The sequence below is a fragment of the Micromonospora sp. NPDC047793 genome (assembly GCF_040642635.1).
Lineage (GTDB): Bacteria > Actinomycetota > Actinomycetes > Mycobacteriales > Micromonosporaceae > Micromonospora.
This window is the reverse complement of record NZ_JBEYSG010000004.1, coordinates 420583-445866: the sequence shown is the minus strand read 5'-3', so window position 1 is coordinate 445866 and position 25284 is coordinate 420583. Positions and strand designations below refer to the sequence as shown.

General features: G+C 72.6%; 24 protein-coding genes. 11 read left to right on the top strand and 13 right to left on the bottom strand.

The genetic code is table 11. The annotated features are described in order from the left end of the window. On the bottom strand, positions 1-957 hold the full coding sequence (locus ABZ738_RS12080) for an FAD-dependent oxidoreductase (RefSeq protein WP_131052399.1): 957 nt from the start codon (positions 955-957) through the stop codon (positions 1-3). 167 nt (positions 958-1124) lie between these two features. On the opposite strand from ABZ738_RS12080, the gene ABZ738_RS12075 reads away from it, so the two are divergent. Next, on the top strand, positions 1125-2504 hold the full coding sequence (locus ABZ738_RS12075; RefSeq protein ID WP_131052400.1) for a glycoside hydrolase family 6 protein: 1380 nt from the start codon (positions 1125-1127) through the stop codon (positions 2502-2504). Between the two features lie 185 nt (positions 2505-2689). Further along, positions 2690-3277: a general stress protein gene (locus ABZ738_RS12070; protein ID WP_131052401.1), complete on the top strand. Its 588-nt coding sequence runs from the start codon at positions 2690-2692 to the stop codon at positions 3275-3277. Positions 3278-4052: 775 nt separating this feature from the next. On the opposite strand, the gene ABZ738_RS12065 is transcribed toward ABZ738_RS12070, so the two are convergent. Continuing rightward, positions 4053-5042 carry a pirin family protein gene (locus tag ABZ738_RS12065; protein ID WP_131052402.1) on the bottom strand — a complete coding sequence of 330 codons (990 nt, stop codon included), beginning with the start codon at positions 5040-5042 and terminating at the stop codon, positions 4053-4055. Positions 5043-5053: 11 nt separating this feature from the next. Continuing rightward, positions 5054-5530, bottom strand: a complete 477-nt coding sequence (locus ABZ738_RS12060) for a MarR family transcriptional regulator (protein ID WP_357212654.1) — start codon at positions 5528-5530, stop codon at positions 5054-5056. Positions 5531-5846: 316 nt separating this feature from the next. On the opposite strand from ABZ738_RS12060, the gene ABZ738_RS12055 reads away from it, so the two are divergent. Next, entirely contained in the window at positions 5847-6368 is a 522-nt protein-coding gene (locus ABZ738_RS12055) for a GNAT family protein (RefSeq protein WP_254876770.1), read from the top strand. A 31-nt stretch (positions 6369-6399) separates the two neighbouring features. Here ABZ738_RS12055 and ABZ738_RS12050 read toward each other — a convergent pair whose 3' ends face one another. Together ABZ738_RS12050 and ABZ738_RS12045 are read right to left on the bottom strand one after the other, a co-directional pair. After that, on the bottom strand, positions 6400-6528 hold the full coding sequence (locus tag ABZ738_RS12050) for a hypothetical protein (RefSeq protein WP_255446600.1): 129 nt from the start codon (positions 6526-6528) through the stop codon (positions 6400-6402). Between the two features lie 238 nt (positions 6529-6766). Then, positions 6767-7498 carry a hypothetical protein gene (locus ABZ738_RS12045; protein ID WP_176093235.1) on the bottom strand — a complete coding sequence of 244 codons (732 nt, stop codon included), beginning with the start codon at positions 7496-7498 and terminating at the stop codon, positions 6767-6769. Between the two features lie 391 nt (positions 7499-7889). Between ABZ738_RS12045 and ABZ738_RS12040 the strand changes: the two genes are divergently transcribed. Beyond that, on the top strand, positions 7890-8708 hold the full coding sequence (locus ABZ738_RS12040; protein ID WP_131052406.1) for a SigB/SigF/SigG family RNA polymerase sigma factor: 819 nt from the start codon (positions 7890-7892) through the stop codon (positions 8706-8708). Positions 8709-8833: 125 nt separating this feature from the next. Here the strand turns inward: ABZ738_RS12040 and ABZ738_RS12035 are convergent, their stop codons facing one another. The 3 genes from ABZ738_RS12035 to ABZ738_RS12025 are packed head-to-tail and all read right to left on the bottom strand — an operon-like array spanning position 8834 to position 11603. After that, on the bottom strand, positions 8834-9427 hold the full coding sequence (locus ABZ738_RS12035) for a GNAT family N-acetyltransferase (protein ID WP_131052407.1): 594 nt from the start codon (positions 9425-9427) through the stop codon (positions 8834-8836). After that, positions 9424-10935, bottom strand: a complete 1512-nt coding sequence (locus ABZ738_RS12030; RefSeq protein WP_131052408.1) for an APC family permease — start codon at positions 10933-10935, stop codon at positions 9424-9426. The genes ABZ738_RS12035 and ABZ738_RS12030 overlap by 4 nt, the downstream gene beginning before the upstream one ends. 41 nt (positions 10936-10976) lie before the next feature. Then, on the bottom strand, positions 10977-11603 hold the full coding sequence (locus tag ABZ738_RS12025) for a GPP34 family phosphoprotein (RefSeq protein WP_131052409.1): 627 nt from the start codon (positions 11601-11603) through the stop codon (positions 10977-10979). A gap of 143 nt (positions 11604-11746) precedes the next feature. Between ABZ738_RS12025 and ABZ738_RS12020 the strand changes: the two genes are divergently transcribed. The 3 genes from ABZ738_RS12020 (at position 11747) to hrpB (ending at position 15416) form a co-directional block, all read left to right on the top strand. Further along, on the top strand, positions 11747-12589 hold the full coding sequence (locus tag ABZ738_RS12020; protein WP_131052410.1) for a helix-turn-helix transcriptional regulator: 843 nt from the start codon (positions 11747-11749) through the stop codon (positions 12587-12589). 42 nt (positions 12590-12631) lie between these two features. Then, a complete protein-coding gene (locus tag ABZ738_RS12015; RefSeq protein ID WP_131052411.1) occupies positions 12632-12832 on the top strand; it encodes a DUF397 domain-containing protein in 201 nt (66 codons plus the stop codon). Positions 12833-12905: 73 nt separating this feature from the next. Beyond that, the gene (gene hrpB / locus ABZ738_RS12010) at positions 12906-15416 is read left to right on the top strand and encodes an ATP-dependent helicase HrpB (RefSeq protein WP_357212752.1); all 2511 of its coding nucleotides are present in this window, start codon (positions 12906-12908) and stop codon (positions 15414-15416) included. Positions 15417-15538: 122 nt separating this feature from the next. Here the strand turns inward: hrpB and ABZ738_RS12005 are convergent, their stop codons facing one another. Next, positions 15539-16267 carry a protein phosphatase 2C domain-containing protein gene (locus ABZ738_RS12005; protein WP_131054571.1) on the bottom strand — a complete coding sequence of 243 codons (729 nt, stop codon included), beginning with the start codon at positions 16265-16267 and terminating at the stop codon, positions 15539-15541. 222 nt (positions 16268-16489) lie between these two features. Between ABZ738_RS12005 and ABZ738_RS12000 the strand changes: the two genes are divergently transcribed. Both ABZ738_RS12000 and ABZ738_RS11995 read left to right on the top strand, forming a co-directional pair. Next, on the top strand, positions 16490-19102 hold the full coding sequence (locus ABZ738_RS12000) for a glycoside hydrolase family 9 protein (RefSeq protein ID WP_131054572.1): 2613 nt from the start codon (positions 16490-16492) through the stop codon (positions 19100-19102). A gap of 149 nt (positions 19103-19251) precedes the next feature. Then, complete coding sequence (locus ABZ738_RS11995) at positions 19252-19776, top strand: GNAT family N-acetyltransferase (RefSeq protein WP_131054573.1); 525 nt, start codon at positions 19252-19254, stop codon at positions 19774-19776. A gap of 92 nt (positions 19777-19868) precedes the next feature. Here the strand turns inward: ABZ738_RS11995 and ABZ738_RS11990 are convergent, their stop codons facing one another. From ABZ738_RS11990 to ABZ738_RS11980, 3 genes are all read right to left on the bottom strand, one after another. Continuing rightward, positions 19869-20837 carry a TIGR03885 family FMN-dependent LLM class oxidoreductase gene (locus ABZ738_RS11990; protein ID WP_131054574.1) on the bottom strand — a complete coding sequence of 323 codons (969 nt, stop codon included), beginning with the start codon at positions 20835-20837 and terminating at the stop codon, positions 19869-19871. A 104-nt stretch (positions 20838-20941) separates the two neighbouring features. Then, entirely contained in the window at positions 20942-22354 is a 1413-nt protein-coding gene (locus ABZ738_RS11985; protein WP_131054575.1) for an NADP-dependent succinic semialdehyde dehydrogenase, read from the bottom strand. Positions 22355-22368: 14 nt separating this feature from the next. Further along, positions 22369-22632 carry a DUF6343 family protein gene (locus tag ABZ738_RS11980; RefSeq protein ID WP_131054576.1) on the bottom strand — a complete coding sequence of 88 codons (264 nt, stop codon included), beginning with the start codon at positions 22630-22632 and terminating at the stop codon, positions 22369-22371. 121 nt (positions 22633-22753) lie between these two features. Between ABZ738_RS11980 and ABZ738_RS11975 the strand changes: the two genes are divergently transcribed. Next, positions 22754-23350 carry an antibiotic biosynthesis monooxygenase gene (locus ABZ738_RS11975; protein ID WP_131054577.1) on the top strand — a complete coding sequence of 199 codons (597 nt, stop codon included), beginning with the start codon at positions 22754-22756 and terminating at the stop codon, positions 23348-23350. Between the two features lie 119 nt (positions 23351-23469). Next, positions 23470-24315, top strand: coding sequence for a GDSL-type esterase/lipase family protein (locus ABZ738_RS11970; RefSeq protein ID WP_357212648.1), 846 nt, complete (start codon positions 23470-23472; stop codon positions 24313-24315). Positions 24316-24338: 23 nt separating this feature from the next. On the opposite strand, the gene ABZ738_RS11965 is transcribed toward ABZ738_RS11970, so the two are convergent. Continuing rightward, the gene (locus ABZ738_RS11965) at positions 24339-25094 is read right to left on the bottom strand and encodes an EcsC family protein (RefSeq protein ID WP_131056330.1); all 756 of its coding nucleotides are present in this window, start codon (positions 25092-25094) and stop codon (positions 24339-24341) included. Between the last annotated feature and the right edge of the window lie 190 nt (positions 25095-25284).

Sequence of the window (25284 nt, the reverse complement as noted above, 5' to 3'; positions counted from 1 at the left end):
TCAGGTCAGACGCTGGACCAGGGCGCGACCGAGGTCGCGGCCGGAACGCCAGGCGGTCTGCACCCGGGACTCGCCGAAGGCGTCCCCGGCCAGCCCGATCCCGTCGCCGTCGAGGTGGAACCCGGCGTCGGCCCCGGAGATGGGCTTGGCGTACGTCCAGCGGTGCACGTGCACGTGCTCGGCCCGGTCGGAGAGCGCGAGCAGGTCGCGGACGGCCGCCTCGACGGCCGACGCGGCACCGGTGGGTTGGGCGAGATGACCGGCGGCGAACTCCGGCGTGGTGTGCGCCACCAGCACCGGCGCGCCGTCACCGCGCCGGTCGCCGTCGTCGCAGACCAGACTGAGCAGCGGATGGTCGTTGACGAAGGCGCCCCGGAAGTCCGCCCAGCGTCGGGTCGGGAAGCGCAGCACGGCGGAGAGTGTCGGTGCCCAACGCTGTCGTCCGGCGGCCTCGGTGGCGTCGGCCAGGGCCGGGTCGAGCAGCAGCGCCGCCTGCGGGCCCGGCATCGCCAGGACCACCGCCGCGCACGCGGTGCCGTCGACGGACGGGCCGGCCTCGACGCCGAGCACCAGCCGGTTCACCACCACGGGCAGGTCGCGGGCCAGGTGCTCGACGAGTGACCGCAGTCCCTGGGGGGCCGCCCAGCGCGGCGGCCCGGTGACCTGCCGTCGACCCGTGCGGTCGTAGGAGACGAAGGTGTCGGTCCACTCGCGGGCCAGGCCGGCGTCCTCCCACTCGCGGACCACCTCGGCGAAGTCGGGATCGCTCACCGTCAGGTAGGCGGCGCCCAGGTCGGCGGGGCGGCCGTCGAAGCGTTTGCTGGCCATCCGTCCGCCGGCCACCCGACCGCGTTCGCGGATCTCCACCGGCACCCCGGCACGCGCCAGTTCCCCGGCGCAGGCGACGCCCGCGATCCCCGCTCCGACCACCACGACACCCGCACGATCCAGACCCATCCGGTGATCGTATTCGCGAGCCGGCCCTCCTGGCGGCTACCGAGCGGTGCCCGTCGATCCTCCCGATACTTCCGGAAGGTCTTCACAAGTTCGCAACCGGCCCGTACCTTGGCGGACATGTGGGAGCGCTTCCACGCACTGTCTTCGATGCATCCGAGGAGCAGTACATGAGAACCAGAGGCACGTATGCCGTGGTCGGCGCCGTCGCGACGGCACTGACCGTGGTCGCCACCGTCGGCGTGGGCGCATTGCGTCCCGCGCCCGCAGCCGCCGCCGACTCCGTGTTCTACGTCGACCCGGACACCAGCGCCGCCCGCTGGGTGGCCGCCAACCCGAACGATTCCAAGGCCGCCGTGATCCGGGACCGGATCGCCAGCGTCCCGCAGCCGCGCTGGTACACCACCACCAACACCTCGACCGTACGCGCGGAGGTCAGCTCCTTCGTCAACGCCGCCGCCAACGCCGGCAAGATCCCGATCCTGGTGGTCTACAACATCCCCAACCGCGACTGCAGCAACCACAGCGGCGGCGGCGCGCCCAACCACTCCGCCTACCGGCAGTGGGTGGACCAGGTCGCCGCCGGGCTCGGCGGTCGGCCCGCCACGATCATCCTGGAGCCCGACGTGCTCCCGATCATGACGAGCTGCATGAACGCCAGCCAGCAGGCCGAGGTCCGGGCCTCCATGGCGTACGCCGGCAAGGCGCTCAAGGCCGGCTCGTCAGCGGCGAAGGTCTACTTCGACATCGGCCACGGCGGATGGCTCGCGCCCAGCGAGGCAGCCGCTCGACTGAACGCGGCGGACGTCGCCAACAGCGCCGACGGCATCTCGGTCAACGTGTCGAACTACCGCCGCACCGCCGACGAGGTCTCGTACGCCAAGCAGATCATCCAGGCCACCGGCAACTCCCGCCTCAAGGCGGTCATCGACACCAGCCGCAACGGCAACGGCCCGGCCGGCTCGGAGTGGTGCGACCCGCCGGGGCGGGCGATCGGCACGCCGAGCACCACCGCCACCGGCGACTCGGCGATCGACGCGTTCCTCTGGGTGAAGCTGCCCGGCGAGGCCGACGGCTGTATCGCCGCCGCCGGACAGTTCGTGCCCCAGCGGGCGTACGACCTGGCGGTCGCGGCCGGCCCCCCGCCGACCACCACCCCGCCGACGACGACCCCGCCGACCACCACTCCCCCCACCACCACGCCGCCGACCACGCCGCCCCCGTCCAACCCGCCCGCCGGCAGCTGCGCGGTGACGTTCACCCCGAACACGTGGGCCGGCGGCTTCACCGCCGAGATCCGGGTCACCAACCGCAGCGTGGCGCTCACCGGCTGGACGCTCGCCTTCAACGCCGGCTCCGGCGTACGGCTGAGCAACGGCTGGAACGGCACCTGGAGCCAGTCCGGTGACCGCATCGAGGTCCGCAACGTCGCGTACAACGGCAACGTGCCCGTCGGCGGCACGATCAGCGTGGGCTTCCAGGGCACCTTCAGCGGCAGCAGCCTGCCGACGCCCGGCCCCTTCACCCTGAACGGCGGCACCTGCGCCTGATCGGGCACCCCCCTACCCGCACCGGGCCTTCGGGCCCCACCACCAGCACCGGGCCTCCGGCCAGCACCGCAGCAGCGGTGGCCGGGGGCCCGGTCGCCTGCCCGGGCGCGGTCGGTACCGGATCCACCTCGGGCGTTACCGCTCGCCTCCGGCGGGAACGCGACCGGAGACGAAGGAGGAGACCCATGACCACACAGTCGAACCCCTCGGCGTGGCAACCCGGCGTGACCGGCGGCGGCACCCTCCCTTCCGGTCCCGGAGGCCGCACCGCGGCACCCGCTGGCGACGGGCACGGCCCGCAGGCCGGCCCGCCGACCGTGACGCTCGGCGCGTATCCGGACTATCCGTCCGCACAGCGCGTCGTGGACTACCTGGCCGACAACCGCTTCCCGGTCGAACGGACCGCCATCGTCGGCACCGACCTCACCCTGGTGGAGACGGTGCTCGGCCGGCTGACCACGGCCCGGGCGGCGCTCATCGGCGCCGGCACCGGCGCCTGGCTCGGGCTCTTCATCGGCCTGCTGTTCGGCATCTTCACGGTCGGCAACTGGCTGGCCGTGCTCCTCGTCGGCCTGGTCATCGGTGCCGTCTGGGGTGCCGTGTTCGGTGGGGTCGCGCATGCCATGACCGGCGGCAAGCGAGACTTCACCTCGGCCAGCTCGCTGCGGGCCAACCAGTACGCGGTCACCGTCGAGGCGGACATGGCCGAACCGGCCCGACAGCTCGTGGGCCGGCTGCACCTGGGCGGGCGCGCGGCACAGCCGGCGACCTGACCTGCACGCGGCCCACGGGCGGGAACTCTCCCGCCCGTGGGCCAGCACCTGATCCGCGAAACTCTGTATCCGCCTGCTGACAGGTAGCGAAACCGCTTCGCGTGGTCAGCGCCCGCCCATACCCGCAGGACGGCGGCCACCGCGTACGGGCCGCGACAAATGCCCCGGCCACCTCCGGACCCGCAGGGATGCGACCGGTGCCGGGCCGTCGTCGCGCTGCTCGCCGACGCCGCCCCGTCGAGGTGGTCCGGCTCGACCTGGATAATCGGCAGGCGGTCGAGGCGATGACCGCCGAGTACGCCGCTACCTGCCGAGTGTCCGACCCCGCTGGACGTCCCACGCACGAAGCGGCCTGATGGTCCGCTGAACTGCTCCGCCTCCGGCCGTCCCGAATCCGCAGCGCTCGGCCGCGCTACACCGGCGGACCAGCCGAGCGAGTGAGCGGACGCCTCGGAGACCGCACGCAACGGCGGCAGGTGGGGAGATTTGTTGTCGCTGGAGCGACAACAAATCTCCCCACCTGCTCGCTGCCAAGCAATGCTGCGCAAAGCGGGCCGCGACTCGAACGCGGGAAAGCGGCGGACCGAGTCTCCGGTGGTGGCGAGACCAGCCGACCACCCTGCGGGAGCAGGCCCACTGAGCACCTAGTGCGGTGTCCGGGAACGTTGGCGGTGTCGCGGCGAGGTCCAGGCGGCGGTCCGAACAGGACCGCCCGCCCGGAGTCCGCGGCCGTCCCCGACCGCGGACCGGGACGGGCGCTGCCCGTACAGATTGGTCAGGGCCGGTCGCCCTGGCCGCCGGTGTGCGGCACCCGCTCCGCCGGGACGACCCCGAGCCGACCGGCCTGGTAGTCCTCGAACGCCTGGATCAGCTCGTCCCGGCTGTTCATCACGAACGGGCCGTACTGGGCCACCGGCTCCCGGATCGGCTGCCCGCCCATGATGTAGAGGTCCAGCGTCGGCGTGCGGCTGTCCTGCCGGGCGTTGGCCTTGAACCGCAACGCGTCGCCCGGCCCGTGCACCGCGAGTTGCCCGGTGCGGACGCCGCGTCCGTTCGCGCCGACCGTGCCCCGGCCGCCCAGGACGTACACCAGGGCGTTGAAGTCCGGCCGCCAGGGCAGGTCGACCTGCGCGCCGGGCTCCACCGTCACGTGGGCGACGGTGATCGGCGTGTACGTCGACCCGGGCCCCTGGTGCCCGGCGATCTCACCGGCGATCACCCGGACCAGCGCGCCGCCGTCCGGCGTGGTGACCAGTGCCGCCTGGTTGCCCCGGATGTCCTGGTATTTCGGTGGGCTCATCTTGGCCACCTTGGGCAGGTTGACCCAGAGCTGCGTGCCGTGGAACAGCCCACCGCTGACCACCAGGTGCTCCGGCGGCGCCTCGATGTGCAGCAGGCCACTGCCCGCCGTCATCCACTGGGTGTCGCCGTTGGTGATGGTGCCGCCGCCACCGTGGCTGTCCTGGTGGTCGAAGATCCCGTCGATGATGTACGTGACGGTCTCGAAGCCGCGGTGCGGGTGCCAACTGGTCCCCTTCGGCTCGCCCGGCGCGTACTCCACCTCGCCCATCTGGTCGAGGTGGAGGAACGGGTCCAGCTCGGTGGTGGGTACCCCGGCGAAGGCCCGCCGCACCGGGAAGCCCTCGCCCTCGAAGCCGCTGGGCGCGGTGGTCAGCCGGCGGACCGGTCGGATGACGGTGGTGGACTCGTCGAGCTTCGGCAGGCGGGGCAGGACGAGGACGTTGTCGACGGTGATGGCGGGCATCGGAAGCTCCTTCAGCTCTCGCGGGGGGCGGCGCCGGCGGTGTCCTGCAGCCGCTGGCCGAGTCGGGTGAAGACCGTGGTCAGGCAGGCGATCTCGGCGTCGTCGAGGTCGTCCATCAGGTGGGTACGGACCGAGCGCAGGTGGTGCGGGGCGGCCTCGCGCAGCGCCAGCAGCCCGGCGGCGGTGAGCACCGCTTCGCTGCCGCGCCCGTCGTCCGGACAGGGTTGCCGGGCGACCAGGCCGCGTCGCTGCATGGACGAGACCTGGTAGGTCAGTCGGCTGGGCGAGAAGACCAGTCGACCGGCGAGCTCGCCCATCCGCAGCCGCTGCCCCGGGGCCTCGGCGAGCAGCACCAGCACGTGGTAGTCGGCGAAGCTCAGCTCGCTGGCGGCCCGCAGGTCGTCCTCCAGCCGGGTGAACAACCGCTGGCTGGCCTCGATGTACGCCCGCCAGGCGACGAGTCGCACCTCGCTCAGGCTCTCGGTCATAGCGCCACGGTAGCACGTACTCAAAATTTGAACAATCATGCCCGAGCAGCACCGCCTGCATCGCGCCGCACAGGCGGAAGACGTGGTCAAGTTTTGAATCGACCCTGCGGAGGACCTCGCCGATCATGGAGTAGTGGCGAGGTTTTTGGGCGCTTGTGCGCCTTGTGTCGCTACCACAAGTCCATGATCGCGGGGGCAGGCCCGCGCGGTGCGGCGTGCTCCGTGCGGTGGGGCGTGCATCCGTGGTGGGGGCGTGCATGCGTGGTGGGGGTGTGCTCCGGCGACGGAGCGTGCGGTTGTGCGAGACTTTCGCGTCGTGGAACTGACCGCCTCCGGCCTGCTGCTGCGCCCCTGGAACACCACGGACGCGCCCGCCGTGCTGGCCGCGTGGCACGACCCGGCGATCGCCCTGTGGAACCCGCAGGGCGACGCGTTCGACCTCGACGCCGCCCGCCAGTGGGTGCGATGGCGGGCGGACTGGTCGCAGGGCACCCACGTCTCGTTGGCGGTGGCCGACCCGACCCGACCGGAGATCATGCTGGGTTCGGTGTCGCTGCACCGCATCCACGGCGGTGACGCCTCGATCGGCTACTGGACGGTCGCCGCCGCCCGCCGGCGGGGCCTCGCCTCGGCGGCGGTCAGCCGGCTCACCGAGTGGGCCTTCCGCGATCTGGGCCTGCACCGCATCGAGCTGTGTCACGCGGTGGCCAACCCGGCCTCCTGCCGGGTCGCCGAACGCGCCGGGTATCCGTTCGAGGGCACGTTGCGCCAGTCACACCGCTACGGCGACGGCCGCCGCCACGACGAGCACCTGCACGCCCGCCTCGCCACCGACTGAGCCCGCTCCGGCGGGCGACGCGCCGACCGGGTCAGGAGACGGCGAAGATGCCGGCCACGCCCAGCAGGACCATCACCAGCACGGCCACCAGCGCCCCCCGCTCGCTCTCCACCGCCTGCTCACGGTGCTCGGTCACGGAGTTCGTCGTCTCGCCGGACATGGTGCGGCCTCCTCGCTGCTCGGACCGGGACCGGGCGCACGCCGGCGGCACCGACGGCCGGCGGAGCGAACCCGATCCGGGATGGTGAGGCCGGGACGGCCTCCGGGCGGCACGTCGACGCGCACGACGGTTCCCCGGCGCACCGGGGCGTACCGACCCGCGACTGGCTTACCCACCTGGACCAGAGGAAACCCGAAGAAGACCCGGATTCTCAGCCGATGGACGGCACGACGGACGCTCAGCCGAGCGCGGGCAGGGGGCGTTCCGCGTGGGGCACGTCCGTCACCCCGGACCCCGGAGCATCGAGCACGGTCAGACCGCCCGGGTACGCGAACGACGCCCGTGGGGAGTAGTAGCCCCAGCCGATGGTGAGCGGGTTCTCCGGCCGCAGCGCGTAGACCGGGTGGTCGGGGTCCAGGAATTCCACCGACTCGATCTCGAAGGAGGTGGTGGGCTCGGCGACGACCGGATAGATGCTGCTGACCAGCCGACCGTGCAGTGACGTGACGTACCGGTGGTGGCCGTTGTGCACGGCGTGTCCGGTCTCACCGGCACGCACCCGGGCCCGGATCACCGGCGCGCCGTCGATGGTGGTCTCGGTCACCAGTTCGTGGCCGTTCGCGGCGATGGAGGTGTCACCGGCCGACGCGGGAGCACCCCGACCGAGGGCGTACCGGCGGACCAGTTCGCTGGAGGTCACGTAGTGGGTCCACCAGCCACCCGGGGTCACCCCGTCGGGGGCGTCCACGCCGGCCAGGGTCACTCCGAGATAGGTCAGCGAGTACGAGCCGAAGCCGGAGGTCTGGCTCGCGTCGTCCACCACGTACTGGTTCATGAAGACCTGGCCACCGGGATGCGGTCGCAGCCCGGTCGGGACGAGTGCCGCCACCGCGCCCGGATCCGCCGGCAGCCAGCTGAAGTACAGCGTCCGGCAGTTCACGACGAGTTGGGGCACCGCGGGGTCGAGCACAACACCTCCGGTCGACAGTCCCCCGCGACGCTATGCCGGGTCCCACGGACGGGACAAGGACGGATAGGCGACAGTCGTCGGCCCGACCCGTCGGCGTCTCCCCCGATCGGTGACGTCGGACCTCCGCCCGTTCATGCCGGGACGGGGGACGACCGATCAGGGATCAGCCGAACCGGCCGGTCGAGATCACGGATCGCCTTCGGATCCGGTGGCACTTCATAGACGAATGGCCGGTTGAGACCGTTTCATGGCTAGAAGTAACTTAAGTACATCGTCCGTTCGGCTAGATTTCTGCGGCACCATCAGGCTAAGGTGACTCCCGAACGGACTAGCAAGCTCTAAACCAAAGCGTCACGTCTTTATCCGCGGACGAGGTGCAGGGAGGACCACCATGACCGCGCTCACCGAAACGGCGACTGCCCCGGCGCCCACGGCACCGAAGCTCGACCCGCGTTCGCTCTCCGACAGCGCCACCGACCTACTCAACGCGATGGCCGCGCTGCCGGCCGGGCACCCGTCCCGGGCCGCGCTGCGCGACCGGGCGATCGAGGCCTGGCTGCCGCTGGCGAACCACCTCGCGCACCGCTACAGCGGACGCGGGGAGCCCACCGACGACCTGGCCCAGACCGCCGCCGTCGGCCTCATCAAGGCCATCGACAAGTTCGACCCGACCCGGGGCGTCGACTTCGCCGGCTACGCGATCCCCACGATCATCGGCGAACTCAAGCGGCACTTCCGCGACCGCACCTGGGACATCCGCGTCCCCCGGCGGCTCCAGGAACTGCGGCTGGCCATCTCCGACGCCAACAGCTCGCTGTTGCAGACCCTGGGTCGCTCGCCGACGGTGGCCGACATCGCCAGCCACCTCAAGCTCACCGAGGAAGAGGTCCTGGAGGGCCTGGAGGGTGCCCGCGCCTACAACGCGGTGTCGCTGTCCACCCCGACCGGTGACGGCGACCGGGCGACCGAGCTGGGCGACATGCTCGGCGGCGAGGACAGCGAGTTCGAGCTGGCCGAGCTGCGGGTGGCCCTCGGGCCGGCGCTGGCCACTCTGGACGAGCGCGAGCAGAAGATCCTCACGCTGCGCTTCTACGGCAACCTCACCCAGTCGCAGATCGCCGAGCAGATCGGCGTCTCGCAGATGCACGTGTCCCGGCTGCTGGCCCGGGCGCTGACGAAGCTGCGGGGGCAGCTCGACGGCACGTACTAAGAGGGGGTGGCGACGGTGGCCGGGCCTGCGAGGACCCGGCCACCGTCGTGTCCGCCGCCACCGTCTCGGCCCGTCGGCCCTCGCGGGCCGGCGCCCGCGTCGTCGATCCGGTGGCGGCGGACGACTCAGGTGACGGACGGCTCCCGCCACATCGGCCAGAACGGCGTCTCGTCGGGCAGCCGGAACGGCTCCGACACCCGGTAACCGTGCCGCGCATAGAGGTCACGGCCGATCTCGCTGCTCGCCTCCAGATAGGCCGGCACACCGTTGGCGTCCAGCCACGCGTGATGGTGCCGCAGCAGCGTCGAACCCACCCCCTGTCCCTGGCGATCCGGCCGGACGGCCAGCAGCGCCAGGTGATGGTGGTCCCGATGCGGGTGGTGGGTGGCGAACAACTCGTCCAGGTGCACGAAGCGCGGGGTCCACTCCCCGCAGGCGGCGACCAGCCGGGCGTCGTAGTCCTCCGGCGGCGGCAGCGGCTCACCGACCGACGGCAGCCAGACCGCCACACCGGCGCGGTCCGCCGTGCCGAACACCAGCCCGTGCCGCATGGCGTGCGCCACGATGATCTCGAAATTCCCGGCCAGCACCGCCTCCCGCTTGGCCTCGTCCGGGACCAGCCACCGGGTGGCGTCCAGGACCAGGAAGGACTCGGCGATGCGCTCGGCCACCCAGCGGGTGTCGGCCTCCCCGAGGCGCGAGACGGTCGTCACGCTCATCGCCGCACCTCCGCCTCGACCCGCGACGGCGGGACCGCCACCGCGGCGGCGCTCTCCGCGCCCAGGCCGATCCGGGCGTACGTGTCGGGTCGGCTGCTGCGCAACGTCATCCCCCACAGCGCGCCGAGCAGCGCGGCCACCGGGTACACCGCCGGGAAGGCCCAGCGCAGCGGGGAGTCGGGCTCGACGCCGAGCAGGTTCGCGAAGTTCTGCACCGCCAGCACGATGATGACGGTCAGCGCGATCGCCGCGATCCCGGGTGCGACCAGCCGCCGCCAGAGCGTCTCCTGCTCGGCGTTGCGGGCGAAGTAGACGATGATGGCGACGGCGGTGGTCGCGATCAGCAGCAGCACACCGAAGCCGCCGCTGGTGCCCAGCCAGAAGAACAGTTGCAGGACCGGGTCCCAGCCGTTGAACGCGTACAGCAGGATGACCACCAGTCCGAGCGCGCTCTGCGCCAGCGAGGCGGCCTGCGGCGCGCCGGTCGTCGGCGAGGTACGCCCGAACACCGCCGGCAGCACCCGCTCACGGCCCAGCGCGAAGGCGTACCGCGCGGTGGTGTTGTGGAACGAGATCATCGCGGCCAGCACCGAGGTCAGGAAGAGTGCCTGGCCGATGGTGAGGACGGTGTCCCCCAGGTGCGCGCCGGCCAGGTTGAAGATCAGCTCGACGCTCTGGGCGTTGGCCTCCTCGACGATCCGGTCCGGGCCGACGGCCACCGTCATGCTCCACGACGAGAGGGCGTAGATGACCGCGATGATCGCCACCGACAGGTAGGTGGCCATCGGTACGGTCCGCTGCGGGTCCTTGCTCTCCTCGCTGAACACCACCGCCGCCTCGAAGCCGACGAAGCCGAGGATGGCCAGCACCAGCACCGCGCCCAGGCCGGGTACGAAGAAGTTGTCCGGCGAGAACGCCGCGAAGCTGACGCTGCCGCCCGCCGGGTTGCCCAACTGGCCGAGGTCGAACAGCACGATGACGGCGATCTCGGCGCAGAGCAGCGCGGCCAGCACCATGCCGTTGATGTCCACCCGCAGCAGCCCGAGCAGGCCGACCAGCGCCCAGGCCAGCAGCGCCACGATCCACCACTGTGGCGTCACGCCGAACAGCCGGTCCAGCACCGGTGCCGCCGCCGCGCCGATGGTGCCGTAGAGCCCGACCTGGAGGGCGTTGTACGCGATCAGCGCCACCCAGGCCGCGCCCACCCCGGCCGGTCGGCCCAGCCCCCGGGCCACGTACGCGTAGAAGGCGCCGGCGTTGGCCGTCCGGCGGGCCATCGCCACGTAGCCGGCGGAGAAGAGCGCCAGCACGGCGGCGACCGCCAGGAAGGCCAGCGGGATGCCGAGCACCCCGACGACGCCGTAGCCGGTGGTGACCACACCGGCCACCACGGTCAGCGGCGCCGCGGCGGAGAGCACGAAGAAGATCACCGAGGGCACTCCGAGGCGGCCACGGGCCAGTGCCTCGGAGACGTTGCTCGATCGTGGGGGTGTCACTGTCGAGGACATGACTGCTCCGGATGTCAGGGAGGGGAAGGGCTGTTACCGCCTCAGGGGAGACCGCGCAGCACGGCCGCGCCCACGGCGGCCTCGGTCTGTCCGACGAGTTCCTTCAGCGGAGCCGGCAGGGCCGGAATGATCAGGTTGAGCCGGTGGTGGGCGCGCGGACCGGCGCTCCACAACACCTCACGGGTCAGCCCGGCGGCCGCGACCAGCCCGAGCAGCAGCGCGTCGGGCACGTGGGGCGGGTCCGCGCGTTCCAGCGCGGCGCGCAGCCGGGTGGCGGGCCAGGCCGCGACGTTGAGGTCCGTCGGCACGTACGTGACGCTGGTCCGCAGCAGTCGACGCGTCTCCTGGCGGCGCAGCACCCCGGCCCGCGCCAGCCGCTCCCCCACCGAGGTCACCGCCGTCTGGGCGAGGAAACTGAGCCAGGTCCGCACCGCCTGGTGCTGTTGCTCGCCGATCAACTGGTCGAGCACGGTGTGCGCCAGCGCGTCGGCCGGTGGACGCCGGTCGACCACGGTGACCTGTCCGGCCGCGACCGTCACGTGTCCATAGAGGACCAGCTCGCCGAGCAGGCCGGCGGCCAGGCCGAGGCTGGTGGCGGCCGGATGCAGCTTGGCCTTGCCCCGGGTGTCGTTGTGGGCGATCAGGAAGAACTCGTCGGCGATGAGCACTCGTCCCCCCTGGCCGGCCGTCCATAGTGATCGCTAACCGCAGGCAAGAATGCACCGAGCGCAACTGCAACGCAACTCCCGTTTTCGGCAGTTGCACTCCGTGCTGGCGCGACCTGCGAATTTTCCCGTGACAGACTCGGAGGGTGACCGCGAGCCCCACCGTTCGCCGCCGCCGCATCGCCCGGGAACTCCGCCAGTTGCGCGAACGCGCCGGCATGACCCTGGACGTCGCCGCCCGGCAACTGGACATGTCCAAGAGCAACCTGTCCCGCATCGAGAACGCCCAGATCGGCATCAAGCCGCGAGACGTCCGGGCCGCACTGGCGCTGTACCAGGTGACCGGGAACGACGCCGAGGCGCTCATCGAGATCGCCCGGGGCGCCCAGCAACGGGGCTGGTGGCAGCACTACAGCGACGTGCTGCCGGAGTGGTTCGAGTTCTACGTCGGACTGGAGGCCGAGGCGGCCACCCTGCGCACGTACGAGGCGGAGGCGGTGCCGGGGCTACTGCAGACCGAGGCGTACGCCCGGGAGGTCTATCGGCTCACCGCGGGCGAGGACGACATCGACCGCAAGGTGGCCGCCCGACTGCGCCGACAGGACGTACTGCGCAGCGACGAGCCGGCCGAGTTGTCGGTGGTGCTGAACGAGGCGGCACTACTACGCCCCGTGAGCGAACGGGCCGTGATGGCGGCGCAACTCGCCCACCTGGAAACCACCGCACAGCTACCGAACGTCACCATCCAGGTACTTCCATTCGCGGCCGGCGGCCACCCGGCGATGAACTCGCCGTACGTGATCCTCACGTTTGCCGACGCGGCCGACGCAGCCGTGGTTTACCTGGAAAACCTCTCGACAGGCCTGGCACTGGAAGAGGTCGCGCAGGTGCGCTCGTATAGCCTTGTGCACGAGAGGCTGCGACGTCTGGCGCTTGATCCAGCGGCGTCTTTGGTGCGCCTGAAGGAAGCTTCTCGTTACTTTACGTGACCGTTCGGCGCGGTCACAGTCGGTATCGACGAAGGGATCGCGATGACCGCGCTCGACCTGTCCCGGGCTAACTGGCGCACCAGTACGCGCAGCGTGGGAAACGGCAACTGCGTCGAGGTCGCCGTCGTCGACGGTCGGGTGGCGGTACGGGACAGCAAGGACCGCCCCGGCCCTGTGCTGACCTTCCCGTCGTCGGCCTGGCACGCCTTCGTCACCGGCGTCGACGCGGTCCGCACCGGCTGAGTCCACCGCCCCTTCGGCCGAGCACGGAACAGGCACGTCGGCCATGGGCCGAGAGCCGGTGCGAGACTGGGCCGTGCTCTCCGACGTACCCCTCGACCTGCCGGTCCGTCCGGCGTTGCCGGCGCTGGTGTCGGCGCTGCGCGCGGCGGGGACCGCGATCCTGGTCGCCCCGCCGGGCACCGGCAAGACCACGCTCGCCCCGCTCGCGGTGGCCGAGGCGGTCGCCGGCCGCGTGATCGTCGCCCAGCCCCGGCGGGTGGCCGCCCGCGCTGCCGCCCGGCGGATGGCGACGCTGCTCGGCGAGCGGGTCGGCGACCGGGTCGGCTACGCCGTGCGCGGCGACCGCCGCGTCGGTCCACGGACCCGGGTCGAGGTGGTCACCACCGGGCTGCTGGTCCGCCGGTTGCAGCACGACCCGGAGCTGGCCGGCGTCGGTGCGGTGCTGCTCGACGAGGTCCACGAACGACAGCTCGACGCCGATCTCGCGCTCGCCTTCAGCATGGAGTCCCGGGCCGCGCTGCGACCGGACCTGTGGCTGCTGGCGATGTCGGCCACGCCGGAGGCGGACCGCTTCGCCGCCCTGCTCGGCGGTGCCACGCCCGCGCCGGTGGTGCGGGCCGCCTCGGCGCTGCACCCGGTGACCCGGGTCTGGGCGCCGCCGGTCCGGCCGGTACCGCCGCCCGGCGCCGGGCCGGTCGACCGGGCGCTGCTCGACCACGTCGCCGCCACCGTCCGGCGGGCACTCGACGAACAGGACGGCGACCTGCTCGTCTTCCTGCCCGGTGTGGGCGAGATAGCGGCCGTCGCGGGCCGCTTGGCCGCCCTGCGCGACCAGGTCGACGTGCTCCGGTTGCACGGCCGCCAGGACGGCGCCGAACAGGACGCGGCGCTGCGTCCGGGACCGCGACGACGGGTGGTGCTGGCCACCGCCGTGGCCGAGAGCGGCCTGACCGTGCCGGGGGTACGGACCGTGGTGGACGCCGGCCTGTCCCGGGTCGCCCGGCTGGATCTGGCCCGGGGACTGGGCGCGCTGGTCACCGTGGCGGTGTCCCGGGCCGGGGCCACCCAGCGGGCCGGACGGGCCGGTCGCGAGGCACCGGGGCACGTCTACCGCTGCTGGTCACCGGCGACCCACGAGCGGCTGGCGGCCCAACCGGAACCGGAGATCGCCACCGCCGACCTCACCGGCTTCGCCCTCGACCTGGCCGCCTGGGGCACACCGGACGGCACCGGACTCGCGCTGCCGGATCCGCCCCCGGTGGCGGCGATGACGGTGGCCCGGGAGACGCTGGGCACGCTCGGGGCCCTCGACCCGGACGGCCGGATCACCGCGCGGGGACGCGCGATCGCCGCCACCGGGGCGCATCCCCGGCTGGCCCGGGCCCTGCTCGACGGTGCCGCCCGGGTGGGCGCCCGGCGCGCCGCCGAGGTGGTCGCACTGCTCGCCGAGGAGTCCGTCGCCGGTGCCGGGGACGACCTCGCTGCCGCCTGGCGTCGACTGCGCGACGGCGTCGAGCCGGGTGCCACCGCCCGCTGGCGGACCGAGGTACGCCGACTGCGTACCGCCCTGCCGGCCGGCACCGCCGAGGACCCCGCCGGGAAGGCCCTGCCCGACGATCTGGCCGCCGGGTTGCTGGTCGGGTTGGCGTACCCGGAACGGTTGGGCCGGGTACGCCGGGCGGGCGGCTCGGCGTACCTGATGAGTGGCGGGACTGCGGCGGAGCTGGCACCGGGGTCGTCGCTGGCCGGCGCCGGCTGGCTGGCCGTCGCGGTGGCGGACCGGGCGCCCGGTGCTCCGGCCGCGCGAATCCGGCGGGCGGCGGTGCTGGACGAGGCGACCGCCCGCGAGGTCGGTGCGGTGCTGCTGCGGACCGACCGGGAGGTCGGCTGGTCGGGCGGGGACGTGGTGGCCCGGGAGGTGGTCCGCCTGGGCGCCATCGAGCTGGTCGACCAGCCGCTGTCCCGGCCCGGACCGGCGGAGGTCGCCGCCGCCCTGCTGGCCGGGTTGCGGGACGTCGGCCTCGACCTGCTGACCTGGACGCCGGCGGCGCGGACGCTGCGCGACCGGATGGCGTTCTGCCGACACGCGCTCGGCGACGAGTGGCCGGACGTCACCGACGAGGCGCTGCTGGCCGGCGCGCCGAACTGGCTGGGGCCCGAGCTGGCCGGTGCCCGGCGCCGGGCCGACCTGGCCCGGATCGAGGTGGCCGGTGCGCTGCGCCGGCTGCTGCCCTGGTCACTCGCGGGACGGTTGGACGAGCTGGCACCCGAGCGGATCGCCGTGCCGAGCGGCTCCCGGATCCGGGTGGACTACGCCGACCCGGCCGCGCCGGTGCTGGCGGTCCGGCTCCAGGAGACCTTCGGCTGGGCGCAGGCACCTCGCGTCGGCGGCGGTCGGGTGCCGGTGCTGCTGCACCTGCTCTCACCGGCGGGCCGGCCGGTGGCGGTCACCGCCGACCTGGCCTCGTTCTGGCGCACCGGCTACCGGCAGGTGCGCGCCGAACTGCGCGGGCGGTATCCCCGGCATCCCTGGCCGGAGGACCCGACCACGGCCGCACCCACCCGCCGCGCCGGACGCGGCTGACGTGAAAGGAAGGGTCCCCTGCTAACGCCTGGTGCATAGCAGGGGACCCTTCCTAACACCCGGCAACCGCCGCGCCCACCCGTCGGCTGGACGCGGCGACCGGGTCGGGGTGCGGCTGCGCGTCAGGGCTCGTCGACGATGTCCGCGATGACCACGGTGATGTTGTCCGGGCCGCCGGCGCGCAACGCCAGGTCGATGAGCTTGCGGGCGCACACCTCCCGGTCCGGGTGGGCCGGGAGCACCTCGGCCAGGGTCTCGGCACGGACGACGTTGGACAGTCCGTCGCTGCACAGCAGCCAGCGGTCGCCGTGTCGGGGCAGCATCGTGGCGTAGGTCGGGGAGACCTCGTCGCCCTGCAGGGCCTGGGTGACCACGGCCCGACGGGGATGGCTGCCGGCCTGGTCCGGTGTGATCACCCCCTGGTCGACGAGCATCTGCACGAACGTGTCGTCCCGGGTGATCTGCTTGAGCACGCCGTCGCGGAACAGGTACGCCCGGGAGTCGCCCACGTGGGCCAGCGCCAGGCAGCTCCCGGTACGCGCGAAGAGCAGCGCGGTCAGCGTCGTACCCATCCCCTGCCGCTGCGGGTCCTCGGCCACCGCCTGCCGGATCCGGGTGGTGGCCGACTGGATGCCGTCCTGCAACGCGGCGACGAGCGCGTGCTCGGGTATCTCCACGTCCAGCGGCGCCACCGCCTCGATGGCGATGGCGCTGGCCAGGTCGCCCGCAGCCATCCCGCCCATGCCGTCGGCGACGGCCACCAGCCAGGTCCCGGCGTGCAACGCGTCCTGGTTGCCGCTGCGGATCAGCCCACGGTCGCTCGCCCCCGCGGAACGCAGCTTCAGGGTCATGGGACGCAGCCTGCCAGGAGAAGGCCTCCGTTGTCTCTAGGAGATCAGGACGGCCGGGCGTGGCGCGGCGAATCTCACTGGCCGACGACCTCCGAGCCCATCGGACAGGATCGATTGACATCGCCCCGTCCACCCTGGAAACATGCCCGATACCTGGGAGCGCTCCCAGGTTTCCCGCATACGCACACCACCATTCCGTCCCGTTCGTCGGAAGGAATATCCGTGACGCCATCCCGACGTCGCCTCGCGGCGCTCGCCGCGGCGACCACCGTGGCGCTGGCCGCTGTGAGCGCCGGCACCGCCCACGCCGATCCCCCGGCCGAGGCCCCCGAACAGATCACGAACGGCGATTTCAGCACCGGCGTGTCGCCGTGGTTCTCCTTCGGCACCGGTCCGCTCGGCGTGACCGACGGCCAACTCTGCACCACCGTCGCCGGTGGGCTGGCCAACCCCTGGGACGCCGGCATCGGCCAGGACGCGGTGGCGCTGGTCGCCGGCGCCGAGTACACCCTCGGCTTCGACGTCACCGCCACCCCCGGCAGCGCCGTGACCGCCGTGCTGCAACTGGGTAACGCCCCCTACACCGGCTACTACTCGGTCACCGCCGCCGCCACCCCCACCCAGCAGCGGGTCGAGCGGACCTTCGTGGCGCCCGAGGACGACGAGCGCGCCCAGCTCATCTTCCAGGTCGGCGGCGCCGCCGAGGGCCAGACCGTCTGCCTGGACAACGTCTCGCTGCGCGGCGGCAACCCGCCCGAGCCGTACGTGCCGGACACCGGCCCCCGGGTCCGCGTCAACCAGGTCGGCTACCTGCCCGGCGGCCCCAAGAACGCCACGGTCGTCACCGACGCCACCGAGGCCCTGCCCTGGCAGTTGCGTGCCGCCTCCGGCAGTGTGGTCGCCAGCGGCACCACCACCCCGCGCGGTGTCGACGCGGCGTCGGACCAGAACGTGCACTCCGTCGACTTCTCCGGCTACCGCACCCCCGGGCAGGGCCTGACGCTCGCCGTGGACGGCGAGGTGAGCCACCCGTTCGACATCTCCGGCGCGCTCTACGAGCGACTGCGCTCCGACGCGTTGCAGTTCTTCTACATCCAGCGCAGCGGCATCGCCATCGACGGCGATCTGGTCGGCGAGGAGTACGCCCGGCCGGCCGGTCACCTGGGCGTCGCCCCGAACCAGGGCGACACCGACGTGCCGTGTCAGGCCGGTGTCTGCGACTACCGGCTCGACGTGCGCGGCGGCTGGTACGACGCCGGTGACCACGGCAAGTACGTCGTGAACGGCGGCATCGCCACCTACCAGTTGCTCAGCACCTTCGAGCGGACCAAGAACGCCGCCACCGCCGGTTTCGGTGCCGCCCTCGGCGACAGCACGCTGCGGGTGCCGGAGCGCGACAACGGGGTGCCCGACATCCTCGACGAGGCCCGCTGGGAGCTGGAGTTCCTGCTGCGGATGCAGGTGCCGGCCGGTAAGCCGCTGGCCGGGATGGTCCACCACAAGATCCACGACCGGAACTGGACCGGCCTGCCGTTGCAGCCCGAGGACGACCCGGAGCCGCGTGAACTGCACCCGCCGTCCACCGCCGCCACGCTCAACCTGGCCGCCGTGGCCGCGCAGTGCGCCCGACTGTTCGCCCCGTACGACGCGGCGTTCGCCCAGCGCTGCGGCACCGCCGCCAAGACCGCGTACGCGGCGGCCAAGGCCAACCCGACCCGGTACGCCAGCCCGACCGACGGCAACGGCGGCGGCGCGTACGACGACAGCAACGTCACCGACGAGTTCTACTGGGCCGCCGCCGAGCTGTACCTGACCACCGGCGAGCGGGCGTACCTGACCGACCTGACCGCGTCTGCGCACCACACCGGTGACGTCTTCGACGTCCGGGGCTTCGGCTGGCAGAGCGTCGCCGCGCTGGGTCGCCTCGACCTGGCCACCGTGCCGAACGGGCTGCCCGCCGCCGACCTGGCCCGGGTTCGCGCCTCGGTCACCACCGCCGCCGACGGCTACCTCGCCGAGATCCAGCGGCAGGCGTACGGGCTGCCCATGCCCGGTGACGCCGGCAGCTACTTCTGGGGCGGCAACGGCAACGTGATCAACAACGCGGTCGTGCTGGCCACCGCGTTCGACCTGACCCGCGAGGCGAAGTACCGCGACGGTGCGGTGCAGGCGATGGACTACATCTTCGGCCGCAACGCGCTGAACATCTCGTACGTGACCGGGTGGGGCGAGCACGCGGCGGAGAACCAGCACAGCCGCATCTTCGGCCACCAACTGGACCCGTCCATGCCCAAGCCCCCGGTCGGTTCGCTGGCCGGCGGCCCGAACGCCGCCCTCCAGGACCCGTTCGTGGAGCAACTGCTGGCCGGGTGCGCACCGATGTTCTGCTTCGTCGACGACATCGCCTCGTACTCCACCAACGAGGTCGCCATCAACTGGAACTCGGCGCTGACCTGGATCTCCTCGTTCCTGGCCGACCAGGGGGACGCCTCGGCCGTACCGGCGCCGACGTGCTCGGTGTCGTACACCAACTACGGCTCCTGGCAGGGCGGCACCGGCTTCACCGCCCAGGTGGCCATCCGCAACACCGGCACCAGCGCGGTGAACGGCTGGACCGCCCGCTTCGCCTTCACCGGCGACGCCAAGGTCCGGGAGGCCTGGACGGCGAAGGTGACGCAGGCCGGCGCCACGGTGACCGCCAAGAACGAGTCGTACAACGCCCGGATCAACCCGGGTGGCACGGTGACCTTCGGCTTCAACGCCACCACCGGGCCGGGGGCCAACCCCAACCCCGGCCTGGTCACCGTCAACGGCTCTCCCTGCACCGTCTCCTGAACCCCGGGTGGGGGGCCGTCGGCGACCGGCCCCCCACCCGGCCCCCTCTCGTCTCGCCCGCCTCGCCTCGTTGATCAAGAAGTTCGGGTCCCGATCCAGCGTGGATCGGGACCCGAACTTCTTGATCGTCGCGTGGCAGCATGGCCGGTATGACGGAGATCGTGGTGCGGCGGGGCGGGGTGGCGGATCGGGACAGCGTGCTGCGGCTGCTCGACGTGGCCATCGCGTGGTTGGCGGAACGGGGGCGTACCGGGCAGTGGGGTACCGCGCCGGCCTCGACCGATCCGCGCCGGATCGCCCAGGCCGACGGATGGGCCGGCGGCGGCGGACTGTGGCTGGCCGAGATCACCGGACAACCGGTCGGCGCGCTGGTGGTGGGCGCCGCCACCGAGTACGTACCACCCGCCACCGAGCCGGAGCTGTACGTGAACCTGCTCGTCACCGACCGGGCGTACGCCGGGGCCGGGATCGGTGGCCGGCTGCTGACGCACGCCGCCGAGCTGGCCCGGGACCGCGGCGTGGACCTGCTGCGGGTGGACTGCTACGCGGGCGACGACGGCGCGTTGGTCCGCTGGTACGAGCGGCAGGGTTTCACCGCCACCGACCCGTTCACGGTGCCCCGACCGGACGGCGCGCGGTGGCCGGGACAGGTGCTGGCCCGCCGCCTCGACTGAGCCGTCGCCGGCCCCGGGGTCCCCGGGGTCCGGACCGGGTCAGGTCAGGTCCCGGTCGGGCCCCACGGCCGACCGGCTGCGGACAGTGCTGGTCAGCCGCTACGGCCGCGTAGCTTCGGCAGCACCTGCTCACCGAACGCGTCGAGGAACGGACGCTGCTCCTGCCCGACGTGGTGCAGCGCGATCTGGTCGAACCCGAGCTCGATGTACTCCTCCAGCCAGCCCACGTGCCGACCCAGGTCGGCGGAGATGTTGACCACCTCGGCGAGGCGGCTCATCGGCACCTCGGCGGAGACCACGTCGAAGTGTTCCGGGGTGGCCAGGTCCCAGCAGACCGGTGGCGCGAAGACGTTGCTGCGCCACTGGTCGTACGCGATCGCCTCGGCGTCGGCCTGGTCCGGCGCCCAGCTCAGGTGCACCTGGAGATGCACCGGCCCGCGCCCGCCGGCCTCCCGGTACGCGTCGACCATGCGACGCAGGTGCTCGGGCGCGGCGTTGACGGTGATCAGCCCGTCCGCCCACTCGGCGCACCAGCGGGCGGTCTCCACGCTGACCGCCGCGCCGACCAGGGCGGGCGGCTGCTCGGGACGGCTCCACAGTCGGGCGCGGTCGACGCGTACCAGGCCGTCGTGGCTGACCTCCTCACCGGCGAGCAGTGCGCGGATGACGTCGACGCACTCGCGCAGCCGGGCGTTACGCACGTCCTTGCGCGGCCAGACCTCGCCGGTGATGTGTTCGTTGGCGGCCTCGCCGGAACCGAGGGCGGCCCAGAACCGCCCCGGGTACATCGCGCCGAGGGTGCCGATCGCCTGCGCGATGATCGCCGGGTGGTAGCGCTGCCCGGGCGCGTTGACGACCCCGAAGGAGAGGTCGGTGGCCTGGAGCGCGGAGCCGAGCCAGGACCAGGCGAACCCGGAGTGGCCCTGCCGCTCGCTCCACGGCGCGAAATGGTCGGAGCACATGGCCGCGTCGAAGCCGACCTGCTCGGCATGGATCACCGCTTCCAGCAGCGCGCGCGGGTGGATCTGCTCGTGGGAGGCGTGGAAGCCGATCGCCGTCATGCCGGCCTTCCCTACCCACGCTCGCCGGGATGTAAGCAGGGGTCCCCTGCTAACGCCTGGTGCATAGCAGGGGACCCCTGCTTACATCCCGGCGAGCCCGGCGACTACTCGGCGTGGGCGCCCGCACCGGCGGTGGCCGCGCCCTCGCCCACCCAGACGGTCTTGACGTTGCAGAACTCGTGCATGCCCTGCGCCGACAACTCCCGTCCGTAGCCCGAGTTCTTCACCCCACCGAAGGGCAACTCCGGGTACGACGTGGTCATGCCGTTGACGAAGACGGCTCCCGCCTCCAGGTCGGTGGCGAAGCGCTCCTGCTCCTGCGGGTCACGGGTCCAGGCGTTCGACCCGAGCCCGTACGCGGTGCCGTTGGCCACCTCGATCGCCTCGTCGTACGACGCGACCCGGTACAGCCCGGCGACCGGCCCGAACACCTCCTCGCTCCACATGCGCATGTCCGGCCGCAGGTCGGTGACCACGGTCGGCGGATAGAACCAGCCGTCACCGGCCGGCTTCTCGCCGCCGCAGAGCACGGTGGCTCCCTTGTCGACGGCGTCGCGGACCTGGGCGTCGACCTCGTCGCGCCCCCGTGCCGAGGCGAGTGGTCCGACGTCGGTGTCGTCGTCCATCGGGTCGCCGACCCGCAGGGCCGACATCCGGTGGGCGAACGCCTCGGCGAACGCGTCGTACACGTCGGCGTGCACGATGAACCGCTTGGCCGCGATGCAGGACTGGCCGTTGTTCTGGCAGCGGGCGGTGGTGGCCACCTCGGCGGCGAGTTCCACGTCGGCCGAGGGCATCACCACGAACGGGTCACTGCCACCCAGTTCCAGCACGGTCTTCTTGAGTTCCCGGCCGGCGATCTGGGCGATCGAGCGGCCGGCGGGCTCGCTGCCGGTGAGCGTGGCGGCCCGGACCCGGGGGTCGCTCAGGATCCGGTCGACGGCGTCGGAGCCGACCAGCAGTGTGGTGAAGGCTCCTTCGGGGAAACCGGCCCGCCGGAACACGCTCTCCAGCAGCAGCGCGGTCTGCGGCACGTTGGAGGCGTGCTTGAGCAGTCCGGTGTTGCCCGCCATCAACGCCGGTGCGGCGAACCGGACGACCTGCCAGAGCGGGAAGTTCCACGGCATGACCGCCAGCACCGGCCCGATCGGCTGGTAACGGACGAACGCCCGGGTCGCGGAGACCGCCGACGCGTCGGCCGGGCGGTCGGCCAGGAACTCGGCGGCGTGCCGGGCGTAGAACCGGCAGGCGCTGGCGCACTTGGTGACCTCGGCCTTCGACGAGGCGAAGGTCTTGCCCATCTCGGTGGTCATCAGCCGGGCGATCTCGTCGCGTTCCGCCTCCAGCAGGTCGGCCGCGGCCTCCAGCCACCGCCCGCGCTGCGCGATCGTGGTGGACCGCAGGTCCCGGTACGCCAGGTCGGTCCGCTCTATCGCCGCGTCGACCTGCGCGTCGGACATCGCCTCGTACGTCTTGAGCACCTGTCCGGTCCGGGGGTCGGTGGTGGCGATGGACATCAGGGCTTCTCCCGTCACTCGAAGAGCGAGTGCCGTACGCCGGGCTCCTCGCGACGGCGGGCGGCACGACGACGTTGGATGACGGCCAGGTCGACGACGGCGATCACCGCGAGAACGACGCAGACGACACCCAACCAGGCCACATCGGCACGGAACGCCAGCACCGCGAAGACGACCATGGAGACGAGCCCGAAGCCCGCCAGTACGAGCCTCAGGTTCAGCGCGCTGTTCGCGTGGCCGACCGTGCCTCGGGCGCGTCGGGGCTGTGATCTGGTCATCGCCCCCACCTACCCGGCGGTGCCGGGGCTAACCGTCGTCGCCGGGGCCCGGTGGTGCGTTGCGTTACATCGACCGCCCGTCGAGGGGCCGGTCCGGGTCGGCGCGAGGAACATGGAGGGCATGACCGTGATCCCTGCCGCGCCGGTGACCGTCGCCGTGGCCCGACGTGCCGACCCCGCCCGCACCGACGAGATGGTGGCGTGGATGCGGGCCGGGACGGCGCTGGCCGAGGTGTTCCCGGGTTTCCTCGGCGCCGGTTGGGTGCGCAGCGCACCCGGCTCGGGCGAGTGGCACATGCTCTATCGCTTCGCCGATCCGGACACGCTGAGCCGCTGGGAGGAGTCGCCTCAGCGGCACTGGTGGTTGACCTCGGCGCAGGGCATCGTCGAGCACACCCGGGTCGAGCGGCGGACCGGCATCGAGGGCTGGTTCGACCCGCCCCGCGAGGAGACCGTGGAGGTGCTCGACGCGGCGCCGACGGTGCCCGCCTCGCCGCCCCGCTGGAAGCAGGCGATCACCATCTGGCTGGCGTTCTTCCCGCTCAGCCTGTCGGCGACGCTGCTCACCGGACATCTCCTGCCCGACCTTCCGGTCGCGGCCCGGGTGCTGGTCATGACGCTCACCCTGACCCCGCTGATGACCTATCTGGTGCTGCCCCGGATCACCCGGGCGCTGCACTGGTGGCTGCACGGCCACCGCGCCCCGTGGCGGGCATAGCACGCGACCCTCGTCCACGACAGTTCTCTGCCGCATCTCCGACACCGACACGGGAGCACCACCGGCCCCACGCGTAGAGTCACCCTGCTGTCGCTCTGTGCTGTGAGGCTGGGGAACTCATGCCTAAACGCTGGACCACCGCCGTGGTCAGCCTGCTCGCACTGGTCGCGCTCGCCTGCGAGGGCGGCGCGGAACCGACACCACGCCCGAGCGACGGCACACCCCTGGCCGGTGCACCCAAGGTCGTCGCGGCGCTCGGCGACTCGATCACCACCGGGTTCGGCTCCTGCCTGGTCTTGACCTCATGCGAGCGCAACTCCTGGTCGACCGGGGACGGCCTGCGGGTGGAGAGCCACTTCCGCAGGCTGGTGGACCGCAACCCCGGGCTGCGCGGCCACAACCACGCCCGTCCGGGCGCCCGGGCCGCCGCACTGGCCGGGCAGGCCGAGCGGGCGGTACGCGACCGCGCCGACTACGTGACGGTGCTGATCGGCGCCAACGACGCCTGCCGGGGCACGATCGACGCGATGACCCCGGTGACCGAGTTCCGGGCCGAGGTGGACCGGGGGCTGCGGGTGCTGCGCGAGGGCCGCCCGAAGGCGCGGGTGCTGGTCGTCAGCATCCCGGACCTGTACCGCCTCTGGGAGGTCGGCCACGACGACTCGCGGGCGGCCCGCGCCTGGCGGCGGGGTGTCTGCCCGGCGCTGCTGGCCGACGCGACCTCGGACGCCCCCGCCGACCGGGCCCGCCGGGCGGAGTTCCGGGAGCGGATCGACGCCTACAACAGCCAGCTCCGCGCGGCCTGCCGGGCGTACGGCTCCCGGTGCCGCCACGACGGTGGGGCGGTGCACCGGGTCCGCTTCGACCTGGATCTGGTCAACCGGTTGGACTACTTCCACCCCGACACCGACGGCCAGTCCCGCCTCGCCGAGGTGACGTGGCGTTCCTCCGGCTACGCGGACTGACCGTCGGCGGCTCGCCCGCCGGACTACTCGGGAGAGATACGGGGTGCCGGGATGGGTGGGCCGTCGGGTCGGCGGTAGAGGGCCCGCGAGCGTTCGGCGAGCCCCTTGGTGGCAGAGGAGTTGGCCCAGGTGCCGAGGACGACCGCAGCGCCGGGCACCACCTTGGCGAAGAGCCGTTTCGCGGCACGTACGCCGGCCATCTGGGCCAGCCGTACGCCCAGCCGCAGCATCACCCGGCTCAGGGCCTGCTGCCCGCCACCACCGCCGAACAACGCACCGGCCCGTTCCCGTCCGGCCGCCACTCCCAGTGCCAGCCGGGCACTCGCCGCCACCTTGTGCACCTTCTGCAGCACCAGCAGGTCGGCGGCACGGTCGGGATGTGTCGGGTCCACCCCGTACGCGGCGGCGATGTGCAGCACCATCCGCGCCTGGGTCCAGGCCAGCACCCCCACGTCGATCACCGCGCCGGGCAGCCCGGCGGCACCGGAGACCGCACCGGAGAGCCGCGCCCGGTTGACGAAGCGGCGTACCGCCTTCTCTGCCAGGGCCTCCTCGGTGAGGCGCGGATGGTCGGCGCGGGCCTGCCGGGCCCACCGCGCCGCCTCCGGCCCGAGCCGGCGCACCGCCTCGATGGCGAGGTGCTCCGGCGCGTACTGCGGATCCTGGCGCATGCGGTCCCAGAGCGTGGCCGGCGGGGCCTCGACGGCCTCGCCCGCGGACGCCGGCCCGGCTGGCGCCGGGGTGACGGGCTGACCGTCGGCGGGGACGGAATCGCTCATCGCTCTCCCTTCGGTGACTTTCATCCATGTGTACCTCGTGACGGCAACGCGGTACCCCCGCCGGTTGTTGCTACACCGATGCCGGGCCGAGCGGCCCGCCGCAACAGGAATGCATCAGGATGACGGGTACGTTCTGGCGATCGGGACGCCGCCAACCCGGCGACCCGTGACGCGCACACCAGGGAGGCCG